The sequence below is a fragment of the Acrocarpospora corrugata genome (genome assembly GCF_009687845.1).
In the GTDB taxonomy this organism is placed as follows: Bacteria; Actinomycetota; Actinomycetes; order Streptosporangiales; family Streptosporangiaceae; genus Acrocarpospora; species Acrocarpospora corrugata.
This window is the reverse complement of sequence record NZ_BLAD01000118.1, coordinates 1-22,436: the sequence shown is the minus strand read 5'-3', so window position 1 is coordinate 22,436 and position 22,436 is coordinate 1. Positions and strand designations below refer to the sequence as shown.

The following is a 22,436-nucleotide window of genomic DNA, read 5'->3' as shown; positions in this document are numbered from 1 at the left end:
CTGTTTACCCGGCTCAAGCGGGCTGACCGGATCCTGGTGGCTGGGGCTGGTGGAGGTTTCGATGTGTTCGCCGGGCTTCCGCTTGCGGTGGCGCTGTGGGAGATGGGCAAGCAGGTTCATCTGGCTAATTTGTCGTTCAGTCGGCTGGATGGGCTGGATCTCGGGGTCTGGGTGGAGCAGGATGTGGCCGCGATCGGTCCGGAGACGGCTGCCCGGGACTGGTACTTCCCAGAGCGCTCGCTTGCTCGCTGGCTCGAAGTCCACGAGCTGCCTTCGACCGTGTACGCGTTTCCCAAGGTCGGAGTAAGTCCGTTACGCGCGGCATATCAGGTGCTGGTGGACCGGCTGAGCATCGAAGCCATTGTCCTGGTCGATGGTGGGACTGACATATTGATGCGTGGCGACGAGGCGGGGTTGGGTACGCCGGAGGAAGATATGGCCAGTTTGGCCGCCGTGCATGGTCTGGACGTGAGTGAGAAGATCGTCGTCTGTCTGGGGTTTGGCGTCGACGCCTATCACGGTGTCAATCATGTTCAGGTGCTGGAGAATCTGGCGGCCCTGGATCGCGATGGGGCGTATCTGGGTGCTTTCTCTCTCCCGCGCGCCAGCCGGGCAGCCGAGCTCTACCTGGACGCCGTCGCTTACGCCCAAGCCGACGCGCCAGCTCATCCGAGTATTGTCAACGGCTCGATCGCCGCTGCTCTGCAGGGGCGGTTCGGCGATGCTCACTTCACTACGCGTACCAGCGGCAGCGAGCTGTTCATCAACCCCCTCATGGCCCTCTACTTCGCCGTTGATGCCGACGCGCTGGCTCGCCGCTCGCTCTACTTGAACCGTCTCGAAGGTACTGTTCTGATGCGTCAGATCAGTTCGATCATCGAGGGTTTCCGCGCGGAGATCACTCCACGTTCGCCCAGGGCATTTCCGCACTGACAGAGGTTGCGTGGCATGACATGGCCGCTCGGGGTCGGTCGGCGGACCATTAGTCTGGGGCCGTGACACCCAGTTCTGAGCGGGGGACGGCGTTGCGTGCGGATGCCGCGCGTAACCGTGCGCGGGTGTTGCAAGTCGCTCGCGAGCAGTTGGCGATGGGTGATGACTCGCTCATGCTGAACGCCATTGCCCGGCTTGCGGGAGTGGGTGTGGGGACCGTGTATCGGCATTTCCCCAACCGGCACGCGCTGTTGGAAGCGCTGTTGGCGGAGCGGTTTCAGCAGCTTGTCGGCGAGGCGCAGGCTGCGGCGGCCGATGAGGACGCGCTGGCGGGGCTGCATCGTCTGTTGCGTTTCGCGCTTGGGCGGGCGCTGGATGATCCCGGGTTCGCGGCGGTGCTCGAATCCGCGAGTGATGCCGATGCGCGGACTTCGGCGATGAAGGCCGAGCTTGATCGTGCCGTCGCGGAACTGCTTGATCGAGCCCGGTCGGCGGGGGCTATCAGGCATGGCATCGAGGCGGACGATGTTCGCTGGCTGCTCTGCGGGATCGAGCACGCGGTCCGGTCCGGCGATGACAGGGCCAAGAACGCTGAGATCTACCTTGATGTGCTCCTTGAGGGCCTGCGTCCGCCGCGCTGACGGTCGGTTCTGGAAACTCGCAGCCGTACCTCCAGCTTCGCTAACCGGATAGAAATCCGTTTGTGTTACGGTATGGCCCGTAACCGGATGGCTATCCGGTAATGGCCGAAGGGTGGAGCAGTGGGCAAACGGGCTGTGGTGACAGCGGGGACCGGGGGGATCGGTCTGGAGACCGCGAAAGGGCTGGCGGCGAGAGGCTACGCGGTGACCGTGGTCGGGCGGAACGCTGAGCGGGGTGTCCGTGCGGTCGAGCGGATCGATGCGGTGGCGACTGGTCCGGGGGCTAGGTTCGTGGCGGCCGACCTCGCTTCACTCGGCGCCGTGCGGGCGCTCGCCGTCCAGCTCTCCGGGGAAGGGCCGTTGAATGTTCTGGTGAACAATGTCGGGGCGATGTTCGCGGATCGGCAGCAGACGGTGGATGGCATCGAGGCGTCATTCGCCGTCAACCACCTCTCTCCGTACCTGCTGACTGAGCTGTTGCTGGAGGCGCTGAAGTCCGGAGGGCCGAGCCGGATAGTGAATGTCACCTCAGGCTCGGTCCGGGTCGCCAAACGGTCTTTCGATGCCGTGGAGCCGCCGGGCGGCTACTACGGTTTCCACTGGTACGGCAGGGCGAAGCTGGCCAACCTCGCGTACACGCTGGATCTGGCCGAGCGGCTGCGAGGCACCGGCGTCTCGGTCTTCGCGGCCGATCCCGGCGGCGCGGCCACGGAGATGACCGACGGCACCATGCGATCCCCCAAGATCGTCTCCCCGGGACTGCGACTGGTCTGGCCACTGGTCCGGCTAACCTTCGAACGCGCCACGTCCGGCTCCGCGTCAGTGGCCGCACGCCCATCTGTTTTCGCCGCAACCGACGCCTCACTCGACACGCGCACCGGCCTGGTCATCGGCCCCAAGGCCCGTCCCGTCGCACGCTTCCGCCCAGTCACCGACTCACGAATGGCCAAGGCCGTCCTCGGACTCAGCCGCCAACTGGCCCCGCTCACCTAGCTGCCACCGGATTTCTCCGTCGTGTGACTGGGCGGTTGGGGTGAGTCCTGTCGCGGCGGCGATGGCAGCGGATGCCTTGTGGTTTGGGTGGATGTGGGCGATTACTGTGTGTATCTCTTGGGTTCTTAGCCAGGTGATGAGTCCGTGGGCTGCTTCGGTGGCTATGCCACGTCGTTGCCATGGGGTTCCCACTACCCAGGCGATCTCTGCGGCGTCCGGGGTGATCGTTGCCTGCATTGTGCCGGTCAGGCAGGTGGCGTCGCGGAGTCGGATGACCCAGTTGCACCAGGAGACGGTGGGGTCGGGGGAGCCGGCGAGTAGGCGTTCGTAGTGGGTGCGCAGGGCCTGAGGGGTGGCCGGGGTGCCGCCGATGAAGGTGTGCAGGGCTGGGTCGGACAGGACGGTGGACATCTCTTCGGCGTGTTCGACCGAAAGGGGGATGAGAGTCAGTCGACCGGTGTGGATGGTTTCAGGCTGCGGCATCGGATGGCATTCCCGGCGTGGCTAGCTGGAGGGGGTTAGTTCCGCCATCTTGGACCAGCCGTCGCCGGGGACCTCGACGTTGATGATTTCGGGGGTTGTCGCGATCACGTCGGGCATCCAGGCCATGGCGGTTTTGAAGTGTTCGGAGCCTACGTGTGCCGCGCCTGCCGCTGAGGAGGCGAAGGCCTCAAGGAGGATGAACTGGTTGGGTGTTTCGACGCTTGTGGACCATTCGAAGAAGACGTTGCCGGGCTCCTGGCGGGTGGCCTGGGTGAAGTCGTCGACGAGGGCGAGCCACTCCTCGCTCCGGTCGGGGCGGACGGTGAACTTGACGGCAATGAAGATCATCGTTGGGTTCTCTCGTTGTGGACGGGCATGTGGTCATGACCACGATAGGTCAGAGCCCAGTTGTCCGGCGGCAGGGAAAAGCGGGCCGGGATGATCCCTGGAGCCCCAGATGTTCAGCGTTGAGGAGTTCAAACAGATAGATCGCTGAACAGGAGATCACCATGACTGACCTTGCGGATCGGACGATCAAGGCGCTGCGTTCCGAGCTCGACGAACTCGCCAAGCTGGTACGCGGGTTCACCGCCGATGACCTCGCTCGTCAGTCGGGGGCCGAGGAGTGGGACATCTCGCAGGTTCTGAGCCATCTGGGGAGCAGCTCGGAGATCAACCTTGCCGCGCTGGACGCGGCCGTGCACGGCACCGCCGGTCCCGACATGGAGTTCATCCGGGGTGTGTGGGCGCGCTGGGACGCGATGTCACGCGAAGAGCGGGCGGAGGGTTTCGCCGGCACGAACGAGACTCTGGTGCGTCGCTTCGAGGACCTGGACTCACAGGCGAGGGAGGACCTGCGCGTCCAGTTCTGGTGGCCGTCCGACCCGGCGGATGTGGCCACATTCACCGGGATGCGGCTCAGTGAGCTCGCCCATCACAGTTGGGACGTCAAGGTCGCGCTCGACCCTGGCGCGGCGCTGGACCAGGAGACGGTCGAGCTGCTGCTGGGCCGGGTCGACGCCATGGTCGGCTTCCTCGGCAAGCCCGCAGGGCTCAACGGCCGTCAGGCGACCGTGGCCGTGCGCCTCACCTCGCCGGAACGCTCTCTTGGCCTCGACATCCGTGACGCGGTGACCATCGTCGACGTTCCGTCCGCGCCGGACGCGGTTCTCACCGCACCCGCCGAGTGGTGGCTGCGCCTGGTCTCCGGCCGCCACGCCCCCGAGCACACTCCGGCTTCGGTGGAACTCACCGGCGACGCGGTCACCCTGGACGACCTGCGCCGGGTCTTCCCCGGGTTCTGATACACGCGGATCAAGGGCTGGGGTGGAGTCCGTCTCATGCCTCGGCCCTGCTCGCGTTCGCGGACAGATCTCACCTATGTCCTGGATCTGATCGCCGGAAAAATGGCTGGGGCGCTCACGCTGGTGTTTGCTAGCGTCCAAGGTGTCGGGTAAGGCCCGACACCTGATTGTGGAGGGTTGCCCGGGTCTCGTGCCGGGCCCACCAGACATCGTCGGTCGTTTCGCCGCGTCGGTGAACGAGCCGGTCACGTCTGTGCGCGCTGCCCGGTGACATCGTCCGTCAGATCGATGCACACCGACCCGTGGCGCCGAGGAACTCAGGGCCACGGCGATCCACCACGTATACACCAGCGCCCACCTCGGGCACCTACGCGCCGACGCCGGGTTCACCGACATCGAAAGGTACGGCACCCTCGACGGTGGCCCCTTCGAACTGGGCACCGGACGATTGCTGCTCACCGCACGCCTTGCCTGATCACCCTTGGAAACCGGAGTCAGCCGGCAGGTCACTGGGCAGACTCCGGCCGTTTGATGTTTGTGGCGCTTTTACAACGGAGTAGCAACAGGTCCGAGTCGGGCTACGGTCGGCTGTGAGGATGAGGTTTGTGAAGACAGCGCTCCGTATGGCAGGGTCAGCAGCCAAATCGCGCGTTTCAGAGTGCTACTTCAAGAGTTTTTGCGCCTCGGGCGGAGGAGACAAGTGATGAAGGTCGATATCAAGCTTGCCATGGGACTGGTCGGCTCGTTGGTCATGGCCACGGGGGTCTGGCTGGGTGGCGCCGGCGGCACCGAGTTGACGGGCTTACAGCTGGTGTCCGCGCCCACGCCGCTTGTCGTGCCGAACGGCCCCGGCAAGGTGCGCTGCCCGCAGCCGACAAAGATCGTTGGTAACGCCAATGAGCTCCAGCGGGCGATCAGTTCGGCCCGCGCGGGCGATGTGATCCGGCTGCGCCCTGGCATCTACCGGGGCAGGTTCGTCGCCCAGAAATCGGGATCGAGACAACAGCCGATCTATCTGTGTGGCACCCCGACATCGGTTCTGGACGGCGGCGGCGTCAAGAAGGGCTACGGCTTCCACCTCAACAAGGCCAGCTTCTGGCGGCTGGTGGGCTTCACCGTGCGGAACAGCCAGAAGGGCGTCATGGGGGACCGGACCATCGGCTCCACCATCCAGGGTCTCACCGTTTACAACATCGGCGACGAAGCCATTCACCTGCGCAATTTCAGCTCCGCCAACATCGTGCAGTACAACAAGATTTACAACACCGGCCTGCGCCGGGCGAAATTCGGTGAGGGCGTCTACCTCGGGTCGGCCAAGTCCAACTGGAACCAGGCTTCCGGCGGCCGGATGGACCAGAGCAACAACAACCTGGTCCGCGGTAACGCGATCCGCGCCACCGCCGAGGCCATCGACATCAAGGAAGGCACCAGCGGCGGCCGGATCATCGGCAACGTCTTCGACGGCTCGGTGATGGGCGGCGACCAGGTCAACGACTCCTGGGTCGACGTCAAGGGCAACAACTATTTGATCGAGGGCAACTCCGGCAAGAAGACCGTCATGGACGGCTTCCAGACCCACGAGATCATCGACGGCTGGGGCACCGGGAACGTCTTCCGCAAGAACCTCATCAACCTGGCCGGCGGCCGGGGCGTCGGCATCAACGACACCGTCGGCGGCAACACGATCGCCTGCAGCAACAAGGTCATCGGCGGCCCGCTGCTCAAGAAGGGCAGCTGTTCCTGACGTCAGACCGTGATCACGACTTTTCCTGGGGCGTGGCCTTCCTCCACGTATCGGACGGCCGCGGGGATCTCCTCGAAGGGGTAGCTCCGGTCGATGATCGGGGTGATCTTTCCGGCTTCGATGAGTTCGGTCAGGGTCGTTAGGTTCTGCTTGTTCTGGGTGGAGCCGACCACGTCCGCTACGGCCATTCGCTGGGACACGAAGGGCGACATGGCGACGGCCGAGAACATCTGGCCCGCCGGCTGCACCCATCGGCCGGCCTGGCCGCCGACGACGACGTAGGTGCCCTTGGGGGTCAACGTGCGCCGGCAGGCCGACACTCGTCGGCCTCCGGCGACGTCCACGACGAGGTCGTAGCGGCGTCGGTTCCGGGTGAAGTCGGTTTTGCGGTAGTCGACGACGTCGTACGCGCCGAGGGATCGGACCAGGTCCACGTTCCGGGTGCTGCAGACGCCGGTGACCTGCGCGCCGAAGACCCGCGCGAGTTGTACGGCGAACGTCCCCACCCCACCAGAAGCCCCATTGATGAGAACTCGCTGCCCCGGCTTGATTCGTCCCTGGTCGCGCAGCCCCAGCAGGGCGGTGAGGGCGGCCATCGGTACGGCTGCCGCCTCCTCGAACGAGAGATTCTTCGGCTTCGCCGCCAGTTCGCTCTCCCGAACGCACACATACTCCGCGAAGCCGCCCTTCTTGGGCATCGCGAAGACCTCGTCGCCGGGGCTGAATTCCGTCACGTCCTTGCCGACCGCCTCGACTCGGCCCGCCACGTCGGCACCCAGAATGTCGAGCTTGGAGGCGCGAAGCCCGAGGGTCCCGCCCATCAACCGCGCGACGTACGGTTCGCCTCGCATGTGGTGCCAGTCGTAGGGCTGGACCGAGGTCGCGTGAATCCGTACCAGCACCTCGTCGTCGCCGGGCACGGGCTGGTCGATATCGATGAGTTTCAGGACGTCAGGTGAACCGTAGGTGCGCAGGACGAATGCCCTCATCACACTCTCTCCTTATGTGGGTATCAACGTAAAAATCACGTTAGAAGACCCGCCCAACGAACTCATCAGCCGAAAGTACGCCCGACCCGCAGAAGATCGGACTAGCTTCTGATGCGGTTCGTCTCGTACGCCCACATGGCGATTTCAACCCGATTCCGGGCGCCGAGTTTGGCCATAAGGCTGGTGATATGGGTTTTCACCGTGCTGAGAGTGATGTGAAGTTCGTCGGCGATTTCATTGTTGGTGCGCCCGCGGGCCACGGTGGCCAGCACCTGCTCCTCCCGGCCGGTCAGCGCCTCGATGGGTTGCGCCGGGAGCGTGGCGGGCACCGTGTGGGCGAAGGTGCTGAGCAGGCGCGCGGTGATGCTCGGCGCGATGAGGGCGTCGCCGTTGGCGGCGGCGTGGATGGCCTGGGAGAGCAGGAGCGGGCCGGCGTCCTTGAGGAGGAAGCCGCGGGCGCCGGCTCGGAGGGCGGCGTAGACGTACTCGTCGAGGTCGAAGGTGGTGATGACGACGACGGCGAGGGGGTCGGCGACGTCCGGCCCTGCCAGGGTGCGGGTGGCTTCGATGCCGTTGAGGCCGGGCATCCGGATGTCGAAAAGGCACACGTCGGGGCGTAGGCGCTGGGCGAGTTCGACGCCTCGCGTCCCGTTGGCGGCCTCGCCGATGACCTCGATGCCGGGCTGCGCGTCGAGAATCATCCTGAGCCCGGTACGGACGATCTCCTGGTCGTCGGCGACGATCACCCGGATGCTCACGCGGCCGACCCGGTCCGGGGGAGCACGGCGGTGACGTGCCACCCTCGATCAGGGGCTGGGCCCGCCTCGCAGGTGCCGCCGATCAGGTCAGCGCGTTCGATCATGCCGATGATCCCGTAGCCGGACGATGAACGTGCCGCGCCGACGTCGCCGTCGTCGGTGACCTGGAGCCGTACCGAGGTGTCGTCGGCGGTGACGCGGACCTGGATGCGGGTCGCGTGCCGGGCGTGCCGCCGGGCGTTGGTGACCGATTCCTGGGCGAGACGGTAGATCGCCGCCTCGACCGACGGAGGAAGGTCGTCGAGATCGCCGGAGATGCCCACGTCGACGGCGGGACCGGAACGGGGTCGGCTCGCGAGTTGGGCGAGATCGGAGATGCTCGGGCCGGGGGTCAGGTCCGCGTGGTGGCGGAGGACGCGGACCATGGCGCGCATCTCGCTGAGCGCGCGCGACGCCTCGGCCTCGATCACGTGGAGGGCCTCGGCGGCGGCGTCCGGGTGCGAAGCCGAGGTCGCGAGGCCCGCCTGGGCGCGGATCGCCATCGCCGAGACGTGATGGGCGACGGTGTCGTGCAGATCCCGGGCCAGCCGTTCCCGTTCGAGCAGTTTGACCTGGTCGAGCTCGCGCATCCGGGCCCGCGCCCGGTACCGGAAGGCCGCGCCAACGGCGATCGCCGCGAAGATGACGGCGAACGCGCTGACGATGTCGGTACGGGCGAGCCGGCCGAAGAAGATCGACAGGGACACCGCGACGAGCATGATCGTCAACCCGATCGCGGCGTCGCGCCCGGACCCCCATCGGAACATCGCGTACAGAACGATCAGCAGGAACGCCATCGTGTTCGTTTCCGGGCTGTCGCCTTCGGTCAGCAGCGGGGCCAGCGCCGTGGCGCCGAAGATGATCGCGAACATCAGCAACGGCCTGGTCCGGCGCCACAGCAACGTCGGCACCAGCCCGATCGTGAGCAGCACCGCGACGACCCGCCACGGCAGCTCCGGCCGCAGGACTCCTTCGAGCACCGCGACCGGCACGAGCACGCACACAAGCGCCCAATCCCGCCACACCCGCCGTGGTGGGTTGGGGGGACTGGGCTCGTCCCAGAGGGAGCGGAGAAGGGCGAGCACGTACACATGGTACGAGACCCCGAATCCGCCCCAAATGCCATAGGAATCAGGTGAAGTACCTGAACCACACGTAAACCCAGGCCAGCACGGTGGTGAGCGCCGTCACGAGGATTCCGTACCGGGTGAACTGCCAGAAACTGATGCGGTGGCCGGTCCTGGCGGCGATGCCGATGGCCACGACGTTGGCGCTCGCCGCCACGGCGGTGCCGTTGCCGCCGAAGTCGGCGCCGAGGGCGAAGGCCCACCACAGGGCCTGGCCCTGCGCGGGGTCGGCGGTGTGGGCGACCATGTCCTCGACGACGGGAGCCATGGTCGCCACATACGGAATGTTGTCGAAGAAGGCGCCGAGCACGCTGGAACCGAACAGCAGCGCGGTCGCGGCCACGAACGGATCGTTCCCTACGGTGGCGACGACCCAGCCGCCGATGGTGGCGATGATCCCGGTATGGACGAGCCCGGACACCATCGCGAACAGGCCCATGAAGAACACCAGAGTCGGCCATTCGACCTCGCGCAGCACCTCGGACACCTCGGTACGCGACACCAGGACCATCACCCCCGCGCCCACCAGCGCGACGATGGACGGCTCCAGATGGAGCACCGAGTGCAGGCTGAACGCCAGGGTCACCCCGCCGAGCACGATCATGCTCCGGACCAGCAGCCGCGGATCGGTGATCGCCCGCCGCTCCTGCAGCTTCATCACGGCCGCCACGTGCTCCGGGTGGTATTCGAAGGACTTCCGGAACAGCACCCGCGTGAGCAGCACGAACACCACGAAGATGAGCACCACGATCGGCGCCATGTGGACCAGGAAGTCGTTGAACGACAGCCCGGCCCGGCTCCCGATGATGATGTTCGGCGGATCCCCGATGAGGGTCGCCGCGCCGCCGATGTTGGAGGCCAGGATCTCGGCGATCAGGTACGGCTGCGGCGGGATGCGCAACCGGTCGCAGACGACCACCGTCACCGGCGCCACCAGCATGATCGTGGTCACGTTGTCGAGGAACGGCGAGGCGACCGCGGTGATCACCATCAACATGACCATCAGCCGGTACGGCTTGCCCTGCGACCTTTTCGCCGCCCAGATCGCCAAATAATCAAACAAACCGGTCTGCTTGATCACGCCAACAATGATCATCATCCCGAACAGCAGGAAGATGACGTTCCAGTCGATGCCCTCGTGCTCGGAGAAGAAGATCCCCGCCCCGGAGGTCAGCCCCAGGACGGTCATCGCCCCGGCCGCCACCAGTCGGAGCGGGCGGAGAGTGCCGGGCATGCGCTGGCCGTACAGGAGAACGAGCGCGGGCGAATCGCCCGGGAGTTGCATGATGAGATCGGGCAGAGTCTGACTGTCGTGCTGCTTGGGCTGAAAAGTACGGTCGATCGGGCGCCTGATGAGCTGCATGAGGAGTTGCACGCGGTTCAGGAGACTGTGCGTACCAGCCTGGAGGAGGTTCGGCGGGTGGCGCATCGGCTGCGGCCGGGAGTGCTGGAGGACCTCGGGCTGATCAGTGCGCTGAAATCGTTGATCAGCGACTTCTCCCAGCTCAGCGGGGTCAAGGTCAGTCGCAAGGTGGATCCTGAGCTGCCCGGGTTGAGTGCGGACGTGGAACTGGTGATCTACCGGATCGCGCAGGAAGGACTCACCAATGTCGCCAGGCACGCGGGGGCTTCCCGGGTGAGCCTGTCGCTGACGGCAGGGCCGGGGCCGCTCACCCTGCGAATCGTCGACGACGGGATCGGTACGGCTGCGCCCGACGGTGCCGGAATCCGCGGCATGCGGGAACGCGCCCTGCTCATCGGGGCCCGGCTGACCGTGAACTTCACCTCGACCGGCACCGAGCTCGAACTCGTCGTGCCAGAGCGGAGGCCGGGCCTGTGACGACCAGGATCCTGCTGGCGGATGATCACGCGCTGGTTCGCCGGGGGTTGCGCCTGATCCTCGACGCCGAACCGGATCTGACCGTGGTCGCGGAGGCGGCCGACGGCGCGGAAGCGGTCGAAGCCGCCGTTGACGGGCAGATCGATCTGGCCATTCTCGACATCGCGATGCCTCGGATGACCGGGCTCCAGGCTGCCCGGGAGATCTCGCGGCGGGTTCCGGCCGTCCGTATCCTCATGCTGTCCATGTACGACAACGAGCAGTACTTCTTTGAGGCGCTGAAATCCGGCGCCTCCGGCTATGTCCTCAAATCCGTGGCCGATCAGGACCTGCTGGAAGCCTGCCGGGCGGCCATGCGCGGCGAGCCCTTCCTCTACCCGGGAGCCGTCACGGCGCTGATCCGCGACTACCTCCAGCGCGACCGCGACGGCAGCCGGATCCCCGACAGCATCCTCACCCCCCGGGAAGAGGAGATCGTCAAACTCATCGCCGAAGGCAACTCGGCCAAGCAGATCGCCGAGACGCTGGTCATCAGCGTCAAGACGGTGGACCGGCATCGTGCCAACATCCTGCAGAAACTCGGCATGCGAGATCGCCTCGAACTCACCCGCTACGCTATCCGCGCCGGCCTGGTCGAACCCTGAGGCGGCGGCCGGCGCGCTGGAGTGGGGGCGAGCCGGTTTGGCCGGTGTACCGGAGAGAGCGTGGCGAATCCGAGGGGTCGTTCAGCCCGTGCGCTGGAGTAGGAGCGTGACGAATCCGAGGATGCCGCGGTAGCCGTTCAGCCACATGTTGCGGTGTTCCAGTGCCGCCGCTCTGGCGGCGTCGGCGTCCGGGCCGGGGTTCTCGTTCGCCCAGCGGAGGAGCGATCCGGTCCAGGACCACTCGTAGTCATCCCATTCGGACTGGTCGCTGGTGTACGCGTAGACCGTGCTGAAGCCGGCGGATTCCGCCGCGGCGACGGTGGCGGGAAGGCCGGCGTACTCGGAGGCGTCGGTTTCCAGGAGGGTGAGGGCTTCCTGGGTGGGTTCGCGCTCCCAGAAGCCTTCGCCGACCAGGGCCAGGCCGTTCGGGCGCAGGTAGCGGCGGACGTGTTCGACGGTGGGGACGAGACCGCCGAACGCGTGGCTGGCGCCGACGCAGAGCACCAGGTCGTACTGCTCGGCGACGGGGAAGTCGGCGGCGGCGGACTCGTGCAGCCGGATGCGCTCCCAGACGCCGTAGGCTTCCGCGGCCTGTTCGGCGGCTTTGATCGCGTGGGCGGAAAGGTCGACGCCGTCGGCGGTCGCGTCCTGGTAGAGCGCCAGCGCACGCAGGGTCCAGGCCGCCTCCCCGCATCCGAGGTCGAGGATCCTGGCCGACTCGGGGAGCCGGGCGCGGCGCAGGAGCCGGGCGATCTGGGCACCGGAGACCGGGGCGGCGATGGGGTGATCCCGGTGCGCGAGATGGCTGATGAGCTGGCGTTCCATTGGGTCAATCTGTCGCATTTCCCGGGGGTCGCACCAGTCGTTTTAGCCGGCTGGTGCATGGCTGATCTCGTCGAGGACTTCGACGCCGACGATTTCCGTGCCCGACGGGCTGACACTGAGCCAGATGACGTCGGCGCCATCACGTTCGAGCTGGACCACGCGGGGCCCCGGCGTGCCCGGGGGCGCGGTCAGCAGATGGGCGCAGGTGGGGGTGCAGGTGCATCTGCCCAGGTACGGCAGATCGCCCACGGTCGCCGCCAGCGGGTCCGCCCCGAGGAGCGCGGTGATGGTGGCGGTGAGCTGGGGATACACCTCCGCCAGCCGTAGCGGTGTTCCGGTCAAGACAATCCTTTCCCGCGCTATCGGAGGTATTCGAGGACCAGGATGGTCAGCGTCGCCACCGCCAGGAATGCGCCGCCGGCGGCCAGGATCGCGGACGGCGGCGTCATGCCGGAATTCACGCTGAGGATGTAGCAGCACAGGGCCAGCACGGCCGAGACCAGGCCGGCGATGATCAGAGCCGTTAGTCGTGACAATTCCTTATGCCTCTTCGCTCGGGAGATTTCGCGACGTACTCCGTTTGCCGCGACAGCGTTCATCGCATTGCGTGTGGCGGGAATTCGAAATACCCTCGAATGGCGGCCGGGAGCAACGTGGCGATCTTTCTATCATTCGTACGGCGGCGGGGTCCACTGGTCCCGGAAATCCGGATGATAATCGCCGTTTCATGGACGTCCACGAACGCCTCCGGACATACCCGGACGCAGTCGGACGCTTCCGGCTGGGGATAGACGGATGCGGATTTATCCTGATTAGAGTGACCGAAAAGCTGAAATCGGGAATTCGGTGCACGGTATGTCAAGAGCGACTAGCCTGACATATGACACCGGGTGTGCCGGTGAGGTTCTTGGTGAGCGAGGGGCTGGCGTGTCTTACGTGCCTTTTACTCGCCGTTTGACCGTTGTGGTCGCGTTCCGAAACGGATCTGGCTCATGAGTGAAGCGAGCGCAAGCCGGCACTGTCTGCACGACTTACTTGAGCGCACGAGGTTGCTCCACATCGAGGCCGGTCACCCCACCCTGGCCACGGTCGAGCGAGTCGCGGTCGACCTCATCGAGGAGAAGCAGCGGGCCGGCGTCTACGACGCATGGCGGCGGTTGCCCAAGTCCACCGTCTCCGACGTCCTGGGCGGAAAGTGCCGCAAGCTGCCCGACTGGCAGTTCTTTCATACGTTTGTGGCCGTGTGTGCCCGGCTGGCGGCTCACAATGACCTGGTCGTCCCCGCACCCAGCGAACTCATGGACGAGTTCGGCAAGCTGTGGAAAGCCGCCATGATCGAAATGGGCGGCTCCCCGTACCTGAGCCCGCAACGCTGGACGCCGGGCGACATTCTCGAACCGAACCCCGACGAAGTCCGCATCGAGCGGATCCCGCCGATCCAGTTCCGGATGCCGAGGGCCTGGGGCAGAAGCGGGGCCGCGATTCTCCGCCGCGCCGGCATGGGCGACGCGAACGCGGCCTACCAGGCGGCCATCCTGCTCGCCTGCGAAGCATCCCTCAAGCCCGACGACGCCGAAGGCAAGCAGACCCTCCTGGACATGGCCGCATTCTGGCGAGGAAAAGCCACCGGCAAGGTCGAAAAAGCCGCCGCCCTCCGCCTCGACGGCATCCAGCTGCGCAGAGCCGCCGAGAACCTCGCCCTCGGCTACAAGCGCTCAGGAAAACCCTGCGTCATATTCTTCCGAGCGTTCCTCCAGGCCGAAGCGGCCATGGGCGGCACCCGCGTCGGCACAGGTGCGGAAAGGCCCGCGACCCGGCAGCAGGACGACGCCGACTCAATCCGTCGCGTCTGAGCGCTTACGGGGGTAGTGGGTGACGGTGGCGTCGTCGCTGAAGTACCGGCGTGTCGCTCGAATCGGTGACCAGGTCACAGATCGGGCGCGGAGGTGAATTCGGCTGATGGCCGCGGCCCGATTGCCGGGACAATTCTTTCGTGGAGCGAGATCGTCTGGGCCGGTTCCTCTCGTCTCCCTGTGGGGGGGATTGGTCGAACAGGAAATCGCCAGCGGGTTGCCTTCGGCCTTGGCCCCAGAATAAAGAACTCTGTTTAGGGTCCTGACGCTTGTCCCGCGTCTGCCCAGTCGTGTTCTATCCGGCACACAAATACCCGAATGTCTGAATCAATCGCACAGGAAGCGGCGGTGACGTAGGGCTTCCCATTCTCCGAATAATGGCTACACTCAGGCACTGGGTCGATCATCTGCGTCAGCAGTCCCATGTTCCGGCGCCAGCCCGCGATTCACGTATCAATGGGTCATCGACGACAAGCCGCACGTGTGGAGCAGGTCCGGACTGAAAGCAGGGGGATCCCGGACCGAGACATGCAGATGGTCACACATACCTGCGGGCGACCATGTCGTCAAACTGGTCGTCGATCCGAAGAAGAAGGTGCCGGACCGCGACCGGACAAATAATTCCTTGTACGTCAAATTGATCGTGAGATCATGCGCACCCGATGGTAATGGCGACGGAGGTGGCGACCATCCGGCATCCGGAGTTCCAGCGACGCCGACTCACCAGGCGGCGACCACGCTGAACTCCTCAAGCATCCAGCTGACCTGGCACGACACCTCCAGCAATGAAACGGGCTTCTACGTAACCAATGGAAACGTCACCCTCAAGGTGGCCGCCAACACGACTTCCTACACATGGTCTGGACTCCACGCTGGTCAGTACATGTGCCTGGCTGTGAGTTCCTTCAACGCGGCTGGACAGTCCACCTGGACGCCCTATGCGTGCGTCACCACGCCTTCATAGGAGAGCGGGTGAGCATGCGGGCGAAGGCGTCCGGGGTGACGATCGGGATGCCGTAGGCGCGGGCTTTGCGGGCCTTGCCGGAGAGGGTGTCGGGGTCGGCGGCGACGACGAGGCGGACCTTTTTCGTCACGTTCGGGTGGGGGAGGTAGGAGGCCTGGCGGGCGCGTCGCTCCCAGGACTCCCGGCCGTCGTCCATCTCGCCGGTGAAGACGATGAGGTCGCCCGGTCGTAATTCGTAGCGGGGTACGTCGATCCGAGGTGCGGCCATGGCGTCGTCGATCGCGGTGAGCGGTAGCCGGAGGAGGTTGGCGACCAGTTCGAGTTCGTGGCGTTCCGCCGGGGTGACGATGCCGTCGGCGAGGGCCGCGTGGGCGACGGCCTTGAGGTAGTCGCGGTGGAGCTGGTCCAGATCCGTACGGGAAAGTTTGAGGCTGTTGGCCAGGCTGACCAGTGCGTCGGCTTCGGTGGCCGAGATGTGGTGGTCCAGGAGGACCTGGTCGAGCAGGGCGAGGTAGGTGTCGGTTTGCACGGGTTGCGGTGACTGGGGGACGCGGTCGAGGAGCCGGGCCAGGAAGTGGTCTTCGCGTTCGGCCGAGACGCCGCGCTGGACCCAGGGGGCGGCGACGCCGTACACGGGCGGCCACGGTGTTTCGGACGCGGCGCGGAGAGCGGACTGCCAGGGATCGCCGGGGTGTGATAAATCCAGATAGTGGCGAAGAAGTTGTGCCGCGGCGCGGGCGTCGATGAGTGCGTTGTGGTGGCCATCGAGGGGGATGTCGGCGACGGCGCAGCAGCCGGCCAGGTTCCTGGGCGCTTGCGGGAGGAACTGCCGGGCTTCTCGCATGGTGCAGACGCCGTCCGGGAACGGGATCGGGGTGCCGAGCCGCTCGAACTCGTAGCGCAGGAAGTTCAGGTCGAATTCGAGGTTGTGCGCGACCGGCACGCGACCCTGCAGCAGGATGGACAGCGATCCGGCGATGCTCGGGAACGTGGGAGCGTGCCGGACGTCGGCGGCGGTGATGCCGTGGACGTGCTGGGGGCCGAGATCACGTTCGGGGTTGACCAGCGTGTTCCATTCGCCGGTCACCTGTCCGGCCGGGTCCAGATGGACTACGCCGATCTCGATCACCCGATCGTGCCGGGAAGGCCGTAAGCCTGTGGTCTCCACGTCAATTGCGACATAGCCGACGGGCATTCATTCCTCCTCATGATTTATCCGGGATAAATCATGGCACGAGAAACGACACTAGATCCTCAGTGTCCGCGAATCGCTCCAATTCCAAGGCCGAGTGGGATTTCGCGCTAATTGACCCGCGTTGCGATAGCCCGCAAGCGTAGTCGACCGCGTGAGAAATTGGGGAAGCTTGGAGGAAGATCCCAATATTTCCTAGTTTGGGGGGATATGCCAATTGCTCGGGGGCCAGCGGAGGTTGGCGTCGTGGACCAGGAGGGCGGCCTGGACGCGATTGGTCAGCGCGAGCTTGTCGAGGATGTGGCTGACATGGGCTTTCACGGTGGGTTCCGTCAAGGAGAGCCGCCGGGCTATTTCGGCGTTCGATTGGCCTTGAGCGAGCGAGCGGATGACGTCGGTTTCGCGCGGAGTGAGGCGGGCGAGGCGGCGGCGGGCGGCCGTGGAAGGGGGTCTGGTGGTGAAACTCGTGAGGAGCTTCTTGGTGACAGCAGGGGAGAGGATGGCGTTGTCGTCGGCCACGGTGTGAATGGCGGCGATGAGGTCGCGTGGCGGAATGTCCTTGAGCAGAAAGCCGACCGCGCCCAGCCGCAGGGCTTGGTGAATGTATTCGTCCGCGTCGAACGTGGTGAGCATGATGATTCTGGGTGGGTCGGGCAGCGCGGTGAGCTGAGCGGCGGCGGCCAGACCGTCGGTGCCGGGCATCCGGACGTCCATCAGGACGATGTCGGGGCGCAGCCGGATGGCGGACCCGACGGCCTCCGCGCCGTCGCGAGCTTCCGCGATGACCGAGATCCCGCCGGAGGATTCGAGGATCAGCCGCAGCCCCGAGCGCACCAGCGCCTCGTCGTCGGCGATGAGGACGCGGATCATGCGATCGGAATGCTGGCACGCAGCGCGAAACCACCATCAGGAGTAGGGCTGGTGCTGAGCGTCCCACCGGTGAGTTCGACCCGTTCGCGCAGCCCGGGTAACCCCCAGCCGGTGCCCGGAAGGGGCCGCCCCGGCCTGCCGCCGACCGGTCTCCGGTTGCGCACCTCGACCTCGAACCTGTCCTCGTCCGTCGTCAGGTAAATGTCGGTCTTCGCGTCGCCCGCGTGCTTGTGCACGTTGGTGAGCGCCTCCTGAATCACCCGGTACGCCGTGCGCTCAACGGTGGGATCAAGCCCCCGGCGAGCACCGCCGTCATGACGCGTGATGGTCATACCCAAGGCCCTTGATTGATCGAGCAGGATGTCGAGATCGGCGAGGGTGGGCTGCGGGCTGAGCGAGGCCACCTCGTCCGGCGAACGAAGAACTCCCAGAACATCGCGGAGATTCGTCAACGCCTCCCGGCCGATTCCGCCGATCAGCATGGCGGCCTCGGCGGTACGGGGATCGGGGGCGTTCATTTCGAGTGCTCCCGCGTGCAGAACCATCAACGACACTCGATGGGCCACCACATCATGCATTTCCCGCGCGATCCGGGTGCGTTCCCGTTTCCTGGCCTGGTCGGTGTGGATCTCCAGGACCTGGCGGCGCGCGCGTACCCACATGCCGGCGATGACGGGAAGCGCGACCAAAGCGATCACGAGCAGGATCAGGTTGACCGGACCGGCGATCACGACTTCGCGGTAACCGCCGGTTGCCGTGGCCACGGTGACCGCGAGGCTGAACGTGACGACGGAGACGGCGGAGTGGATGAGGATGTCGTGGCGGGTTCGGGTGCCGGCGTAGTAGGAGGCGACCACCAGGGCGGGCCAAGTCGCCAACCAGACATATGAGATGGCCGCCACCGACAACAGCGGCCACAAGCGGCGCCGGGCGTCGAACGCGGCCACGGCAGGCAGCCGCGACCGCCACCAAAATCGGGAGCGGCAGGTCGGACGCGAGTCCGGCAGCTCCGGACGTGGAGAACAGCGACAGGCCGAACACCCCGATACTCAGCAGGATCGGCATATATCTGCTCATATCCCGAGCGTAGGACGCTGTCATGTGTCGTCGTCTCCACCGGTGGTACCGGGTACCCCCTTCGAAAGTCGCATAAGGGGATCGCCGTTCGGGTCGGGCCAGGACCACGGGTGCGGCGGGACGGTTAAGGCATGAAATTTCTGTCGATCGCCGTGATCGTCGCCGGGCTGCTGGCTCCCGCGACCCAGGCCCAAGCGCACAGCGAACGCCGACTGGAGCTGCCCAGACCCACCGGAAAGGCACCCGGTCGGGGCCGCCTCGATGCACCTGGTGGATCGGTCGCGGCCGGATCCCTGGGTGCCCGCTGACGGGCCGCGCCAGCTCATGGTCTCGCTGTGGTACCCGGCGACCGCCAAGAAGGGGACTACCGCCAGGTATGTGACTCCGGAGGAGTCGGCGCTCATCCTCAGGGGCGTACCGGGCGGCGAGAACCATCCGCCCGACACGATCGCGAAGACCCGAACCCACGCCCGCGTCGGCGCCCCGCCATCGCGCCGTTCGCTCCCGCTGGTCGTCATGTCGCCCGGCTTCACGTTCCCCCGGGCGACGCTGACCGCCCTGGGCGAGGATCTGGACAGCCGCGGCTACTTGGTCGCCGCCGTCGAGCACACCTACGAGTCCGTGGCCACGACCTTTCCGGACGGCCGTACCACGACCTGCGTGGTCTGCCGGCAGCAGCAGACCGACGAACTCGGCGCCCGCGTCGCGAAAGTTCGCGTGGCCGACATCTCCTTCGTCCTCGATCACCTGCTCAAGCGGGCACCCCTGGGCCTCCGCATCGGCAAGATCGCCATGGTGGGCCACTCCATGGGCGGCAACAGCGCCGCCCACACCATGGCCGCCGACCAACGCGTTCGAGTAGGCGTGAACCTCGACGGCACATTCCTCCCCGAAGCGCCAACCCTGACCAGGCCGTTCATGATGTTCGGCACCACGACCGGCCACAGTCCCGGCGGCCGCGACACAAGCTGGGACAGCGCCTGGCCGCACCTGAAAGGCGCGAATCAATGGCTGACCGTCACCGGCGCCGACCATTCCTCCTTCACTGATCCTCCTTCACTGACTATGCGATCCTCCGCGAACAGGTCGGCCTCCCCACCCCGGCCCTCCCCGGCCCCCGCGCAATCGAAATCACCCGCACCCACGTGGCGGCCTTCCTCGACCGCCACCTACGCCACCAGCACAGACCCACCCCAGACTTCCCCGAAGTCGTACGTCATTCAGGGTGACAGCTGTTCTTCCCGCCTCGTTTGTCAGCGGCGGCGTGGCTGAAGCGGTCCTCGCTTCCGGTGCCTTTCAAGTAGTGGAAGGTTCCAATTTGTGGCTGCGGCGGTAGGTAGTGCCGTCTGACAGGTACGCGAACATGAGTCGCTCTGATCCGTGGCCCGCAGGGGGACCAGCATGCTCCGCAGAACCGGTGCGAAGACGCCCACAAAGTCCCGCAAGAAGGCCGGAGGCTCCGGCACGACCGCGACCAAGACCACGACCGCGAAGACCGTCACCGACCCCTCCACGTCCACCGCCACGCCGACCCCCGCGCTTTCAACGGCCTCTCGGCCGACGGTTTCCAGCACCGCGAAGGCGATTTCTCGCACCAAGACCACGCCCGCGCCGACCAGGACCCCTACCGCCGTCACTCGCACGACGACCGTGCCTCGCCGCATTGCGATCGCCCCGGGCGCAACACCAGCCACCACGCCCCAGACAGGAGCCACAACCGGATCGCGTGGAACCGGACCCAAATCCGGAACCCGAACCGCAACGTTGACGACAGGGCCGCCGAGCGCATCCGCAGCCAGGGTCCGCACCCGCGACACCGGGCACCCGACCGTGTCCGCCACCGCCGAGGCGCGATCGGTCGCCGCCCCCAGGGTGCCGACCACCAGCAAAGTCAGGCTGCCTCCCAAACCGGATCGGCCAACCCCCGTCCGGGCGCCAGGCAGCGCTACGACCCCCAAGACTGCGGGCCTCCTCAAGCCCCCACCCACCAGACCAGCACCGAAGCGGCCAACCACCGCAAAACTGACCCTCCTCCCAACACCGGCCGTCGTGTCGAAACCGGTCCGCGGGTTGGCGTCGGGCACTGGGTTGGCATCCGGCGTTGGGCCGAAGCCAACGTTCGGGCCGAAGCCGGCGCTTGGGCCGAAGCCGAGCCTTGGGCCGAAGCCGAGCCTTGGGCCGAAGCCGAGCCTTGGGTTGGCATCGGGCGGGGGGCAGGTTGCCGGATTGTCTGGGACGCTGCCGTTGCTCGGCACTTCGACGAGAGCGCCCGTCGGCCCGCCCGTCCGGGGCGTCGGCGTGCCCATCGGGCGGGATGTTCCGTCCCCGCGTCCGCGCCGCCTGACGGCTGCTCCGGCGAGTACTTCGACCACGACCACATCGACGACCGGCACGATGACGACGACCATGTCAACCACGACCTCAACCACTCCGACCACCACCACGACCTCAGCCACCCCGACCACGACGACGAGCTCGGCTCTGCCCACTGCCGCGCTCACGTTGTCCGGTTCTCCTGAGCGCGGTGATGACCCGCCACAGATGGCTACTCGGTGGTATATCCCGCCGATCGATCTGGATCTTCCGGATCCCCCGGACGGTATGGACGAGATGGAGGTGGTAGGCGGCTCTGACGGATTCAGGGAGGACAGAAAGGGCCAGAGTTTACTGTCGAAGACGAAGCGGTTGGATGAAAGTGGGGAGGGTGACGGCGAGTCGGATTCGAGTCGGCGTGCGCGTAACGACATGACGGACAGGATCTGGCTGGGTGACGTTTATGACGAGTTCTACGAGGAGGGGTTCCTGAGAGAAGCCGATGCTCCGGCGAGACTCAGTGACGTGTATGGACTCCTCGGTCGCGGGGACACGACCTACTTTGATGAGCCTCTCTCGGAGGTGGAATTTCAGCGGTTCGTCGGGCCTGTCGCCGGGCGAATGCTCACGACGCAGCGGAACGGCACCAACGTTGACCGGGCTTTCGAGAAGGGCGACTACTTCCACGTCACCAACGTCCGGTACCGCGCGAAGGACACGCACAACATCGCCCGGAGGCTCGTGGTCAACGTCGCCACCCAAGAAGCCGGGCTGCGGGTCGCGGAGGGTCTTCAGACCATGTTCGGCGATCCCGGCGTCCGGGACCACTTCATGAAGTTCAAGGTCTATCTGCGGGGCACACTCAACGTCACGCAGGGTCTCGCACGCGAGAAGGACGGGGTGAAGCACGACAAGCTCGTCGTGTACTACAACCTCGACACCTCGTCGGACGGCGCGGACACGGTGGGCGACGCCCTCGTCTCGAATATCCGCGACTCCATCAGATCGGGCGAGGCTCGCAACACGTTCGCACCCTTCTATTCGCAGGTGGCCCCGGGCGTCGCCTGGTCCGAGGAGCCCAAGATGTTCGTCCCCACTCTGGAGGGCAGCTTCACCCAGACCCGGGCCGGGATGATCGACGACGTGATGGAGGACTTCAAGCAACGGGGCGTGTCCGTCGACAAGCCCACGTTCATCGATGCGGTCTACGCGCGGCTGGTCAGCCGCGGGGTTCAACCCGGTCGCTCGCACCGGCATGTCCCAGCATTCGTGCTGCCGTGAGACCTGCCACGAATGCGTGGTTCGCCTGGTCGAATTCGTCGTCGAGTGCCGCCCGGAGAGCGGGTGAGGTTCACGTCAGTTCGATGGGTACGTCGACGAGTTTGGCTCGGAGGTATTCGCCGAGGCTTTTGGCTTGGGGGTCCATGCGGGTGGAGGAGGCTACGCCTTCGCCGAGGAGGCCGGTTATGACGAAATTTAGGGATTTGAGGTGGGGGAAGTCGTAGCGGTGGATGGTGAGGGGGGTGGTTTCTGGGAGTAGGTGTTTGAGGGTTTCCACGGTTAGGAAGTGGGCGAGCCAGGCGTATTGCTCGTCGGTGCGGACCCAGACGCCGAGGTTGGCGTTTCCACCTTTGTCGCCGGAGCGGGCGCCAGCGATTCGGCCCAGGGGGAGACGGGTGGTGCCCGGGGGCGCGGGAGGCAGAGGCCCGAGCGACGACGCTGCGGGCGACAGAGCTGCGGGCGATGACGCTGTGGGCGACAGAGCTGCGGGCGACAGATTCGCGGGCGACGACGCTATGGGCGACAGATCTGTGGGGGCGGTCTCAGTTGGTGGCTGGGAGGGGGTG

General features: G+C 66.0%; 26 protein-coding genes and 1 pseudogene. 13 read left to right on the top strand and 14 right to left on the bottom strand.

Annotation, left to right across the window (positions count from 1 at the left end; genetic code table 11):
- The 3 genes from Acor_RS39415 to Acor_RS39405 form a co-directional block, all read left to right on the top strand.
- Positions 1-933, top strand: a 933-nt coding sequence (locus Acor_RS39415) for a DUF1152 domain-containing protein (RefSeq protein ID WP_308805721.1), incomplete at its 5' end; no start/stop codon positions are given.
- Between the two features lie 125 nt (positions 934-1,058).
- Complete coding sequence (locus Acor_RS39410) at positions 1,059-1,574, top strand: TetR/AcrR family transcriptional regulator (protein ID WP_218034787.1); 516 nt, start codon at positions 1,059-1,061, stop codon at positions 1,572-1,574.
- Between the two features lie 120 nt (positions 1,575-1,694).
- Positions 1,695-2,567, top strand: a complete 873-nt coding sequence (locus Acor_RS39405; protein WP_218034786.1) for an SDR family NAD(P)-dependent oxidoreductase — start codon at positions 1,695-1,697, stop codon at positions 2,565-2,567.
- Here Acor_RS39405 and Acor_RS39400 read toward each other — a convergent pair.
- Positions 2,511-3,050: a GNAT family N-acetyltransferase gene (locus Acor_RS39400; protein ID WP_155341872.1), complete on the bottom strand. Its 540-nt coding sequence runs from the start codon at positions 3,048-3,050 to the stop codon at positions 2,511-2,513. The two genes, Acor_RS39405 and Acor_RS39400, sit on opposite strands and share 57 nt — an antisense overlap.
- Before the next feature lie 21 nt (positions 3,051-3,071).
- Positions 3,072-3,398, bottom strand: coding sequence for a putative quinol monooxygenase (locus Acor_RS39395; RefSeq protein ID WP_155341871.1), 327 nt, complete (start codon positions 3,396-3,398; stop codon positions 3,072-3,074).
- 161 nt (positions 3,399-3,559) lie between these two features.
- Between Acor_RS39395 and Acor_RS39390 the strand changes: the two genes are divergently transcribed.
- Both Acor_RS39390 and Acor_RS39385 read left to right on the top strand, forming a co-directional pair.
- The gene (locus Acor_RS39390; RefSeq protein ID WP_155341870.1) at positions 3,560-4,354 is read left to right on the top strand and encodes a maleylpyruvate isomerase family mycothiol-dependent enzyme; all 795 of its coding nucleotides are present in this window, start codon (positions 3,560-3,562) and stop codon (positions 4,352-4,354) included.
- Positions 4,355-5,057: 703 nt separating this feature from the next.
- The gene (locus Acor_RS39385) at positions 5,058-6,098 is read left to right on the top strand and encodes a right-handed parallel beta-helix repeat-containing protein (protein WP_155341869.1); all 1,041 of its coding nucleotides are present in this window, start codon (positions 5,058-5,060) and stop codon (positions 6,096-6,098) included.
- A 2-nt stretch (positions 6,099-6,100) separates the two neighbouring features.
- On the opposite strand, the gene Acor_RS39380 is transcribed toward Acor_RS39385, so the two are convergent.
- From Acor_RS39380 to Acor_RS39365, 4 genes are all read right to left on the bottom strand, one after another.
- Positions 6,101-7,087 carry an NAD(P)-dependent alcohol dehydrogenase gene (locus Acor_RS39380; RefSeq protein ID WP_155341868.1) on the bottom strand — a complete coding sequence of 329 codons (987 nt, stop codon included), beginning with the start codon at positions 7,085-7,087 and terminating at the stop codon, positions 6,101-6,103.
- Positions 7,088-7,188: 101 nt separating this feature from the next.
- On the bottom strand, positions 7,189-7,845 hold the full coding sequence (locus Acor_RS39375; protein WP_155341867.1) for a response regulator: 657 nt from the start codon (positions 7,843-7,845) through the stop codon (positions 7,189-7,191).
- Positions 7,842-8,969: a sensor histidine kinase gene (locus Acor_RS39370; protein ID WP_155341866.1), complete on the bottom strand. Its 1,128-nt coding sequence runs from the start codon at positions 8,967-8,969 to the stop codon at positions 7,842-7,844. Before Acor_RS39370 ends, Acor_RS39375 begins: the two co-directional genes overlap by 4 nt.
- Positions 8,970-9,015: 46 nt before the next feature.
- Entirely contained in the window at positions 9,016-10,245 is a 1,230-nt protein-coding gene (locus tag Acor_RS39365; protein WP_246239771.1) for an ArsB/NhaD family transporter, read from the bottom strand.
- Between Acor_RS39365 and Acor_RS45210 the strand changes: the two are divergent.
- The 3 genes and pseudogenes from Acor_RS45210 to Acor_RS39355 all read left to right on the top strand — a co-directional run.
- Positions 10,150-10,401, top strand: a pseudogene (locus tag Acor_RS45210) (histidine kinase); the annotation flags it as partial. The gene Acor_RS39365 and the pseudogene Acor_RS45210 sit on opposite strands and share 96 nt — an antisense overlap.
- A complete protein-coding gene (locus Acor_RS39360) occupies positions 10,402-10,851 on the top strand; it encodes a sensor histidine kinase (protein ID WP_246239774.1) in 450 nt (149 codons plus the stop codon).
- Positions 10,848-11,495 carry a response regulator gene (locus Acor_RS39355; protein ID WP_155341864.1) on the top strand — a complete coding sequence of 216 codons (648 nt, stop codon included), beginning with the start codon at positions 10,848-10,850 and terminating at the stop codon, positions 11,493-11,495. The genes Acor_RS39360 and Acor_RS39355 overlap by 4 nt, the downstream gene beginning before the upstream one ends.
- Positions 11,496-11,576: 81 nt before the next feature.
- Here Acor_RS39355 and Acor_RS39350 read toward each other — a convergent pair whose 3' ends face one another.
- Genes Acor_RS39350 through Acor_RS39340 form a run of 3 tightly spaced genes read right to left on the bottom strand, consistent with a single transcriptional unit; the run spans position 11,577 to position 12,856 of the window.
- Positions 11,577-12,320 carry an SAM-dependent methyltransferase gene (locus Acor_RS39350; RefSeq protein WP_155341863.1) on the bottom strand — a complete coding sequence of 248 codons (744 nt, stop codon included), beginning with the start codon at positions 12,318-12,320 and terminating at the stop codon, positions 11,577-11,579.
- A 42-nt stretch (positions 12,321-12,362) separates the two neighbouring features.
- Complete coding sequence (locus Acor_RS39345) at positions 12,363-12,662, bottom strand: hypothetical protein (protein WP_155341862.1); 300 nt, start codon at positions 12,660-12,662, stop codon at positions 12,363-12,365.
- A gap of 17 nt (positions 12,663-12,679) precedes the next feature.
- Positions 12,680-12,856: a hypothetical protein gene (locus tag Acor_RS39340; protein ID WP_155341861.1), complete on the bottom strand. Its 177-nt coding sequence runs from the start codon at positions 12,854-12,856 to the stop codon at positions 12,680-12,682.
- A 513-nt stretch (positions 12,857-13,369) separates the two neighbouring features.
- Between Acor_RS39340 and Acor_RS39335 the strand changes: the two genes are divergently transcribed.
- Entirely contained in the window at positions 13,370-14,173 is an 804-nt protein-coding gene (locus Acor_RS39335) for a hypothetical protein (RefSeq protein ID WP_155341860.1), read from the top strand.
- A 394-nt stretch (positions 14,174-14,567) separates the two neighbouring features.
- The gene (locus Acor_RS46570) at positions 14,568-15,137 is read left to right on the top strand and encodes a CARDB domain-containing protein (RefSeq protein WP_155341874.1); all 570 of its coding nucleotides are present in this window, start codon (positions 14,568-14,570) and stop codon (positions 15,135-15,137) included.
- Here the strand turns inward: Acor_RS46570 and Acor_RS39325 are convergent.
- The 3 genes from Acor_RS39325 to Acor_RS39315 all read right to left on the bottom strand — a co-directional run bounded on the left by Acor_RS39325 (position 15,121) and on the right by Acor_RS39315 (position 18,077).
- The gene (locus Acor_RS39325) at positions 15,121-16,332 is read right to left on the bottom strand and encodes an exonuclease domain-containing protein (protein WP_155341859.1); all 1,212 of its coding nucleotides are present in this window, start codon (positions 16,330-16,332) and stop codon (positions 15,121-15,123) included. The genes Acor_RS46570 and Acor_RS39325 overlap by 17 nt on opposite strands.
- A 192-nt stretch (positions 16,333-16,524) precedes the next feature.
- Positions 16,525-17,199 carry a response regulator gene (locus tag Acor_RS39320; protein WP_155341858.1) on the bottom strand — a complete coding sequence of 225 codons (675 nt, stop codon included), beginning with the start codon at positions 17,197-17,199 and terminating at the stop codon, positions 16,525-16,527.
- A complete protein-coding gene (locus Acor_RS39315; RefSeq protein WP_155341857.1) occupies positions 17,196-18,077 on the bottom strand; it encodes a sensor histidine kinase in 882 nt (293 codons plus the stop codon). Before Acor_RS39315 ends, Acor_RS39320 begins: the two co-directional genes overlap by 4 nt.
- 330 nt (positions 18,078-18,407) lie before the next feature.
- Between Acor_RS39315 and Acor_RS42670 the strand changes: the two genes are divergently transcribed.
- Both Acor_RS42670 and Acor_RS39310 read left to right on the top strand, forming a co-directional pair.
- Positions 18,408-18,584, top strand: coding sequence for a hypothetical protein (locus Acor_RS42670; protein WP_170317331.1), 177 nt, complete (start codon positions 18,408-18,410; stop codon positions 18,582-18,584).
- Positions 18,574-19,548, top strand: a complete 975-nt coding sequence (locus Acor_RS39310; protein WP_170317330.1) for an alpha/beta hydrolase family protein — start codon at positions 18,574-18,576, stop codon at positions 19,546-19,548. Before Acor_RS42670 ends, Acor_RS39310 begins: the two co-directional genes overlap by 11 nt.
- On the opposite strand, the gene Acor_RS39305 is transcribed toward Acor_RS39310, so the two are convergent.
- Positions 19,530-20,777, bottom strand: coding sequence for a hypothetical protein (locus tag Acor_RS39305; RefSeq protein WP_155341855.1), 1,248 nt, complete (start codon positions 20,775-20,777; stop codon positions 19,530-19,532). The genes Acor_RS39310 and Acor_RS39305 overlap by 19 nt on opposite strands.
- Before the next feature lie 100 nt (positions 20,778-20,877).
- Between Acor_RS39305 and Acor_RS39300 the strand changes: the two genes are divergently transcribed.
- A complete protein-coding gene (locus Acor_RS39300) occupies positions 20,878-21,870 on the top strand; it encodes a T3SS effector HopA1 family protein (RefSeq protein WP_155341854.1) in 993 nt (330 codons plus the stop codon).
- A 70-nt stretch (positions 21,871-21,940) separates the two neighbouring features.
- Here Acor_RS39300 and Acor_RS43835 read toward each other — a convergent pair.
- Positions 21,941-22,436 (bottom strand): AtuA-related protein (locus Acor_RS43835; RefSeq protein WP_422664867.1); only part of this gene is annotated, 496 nt, incomplete at its 5' end.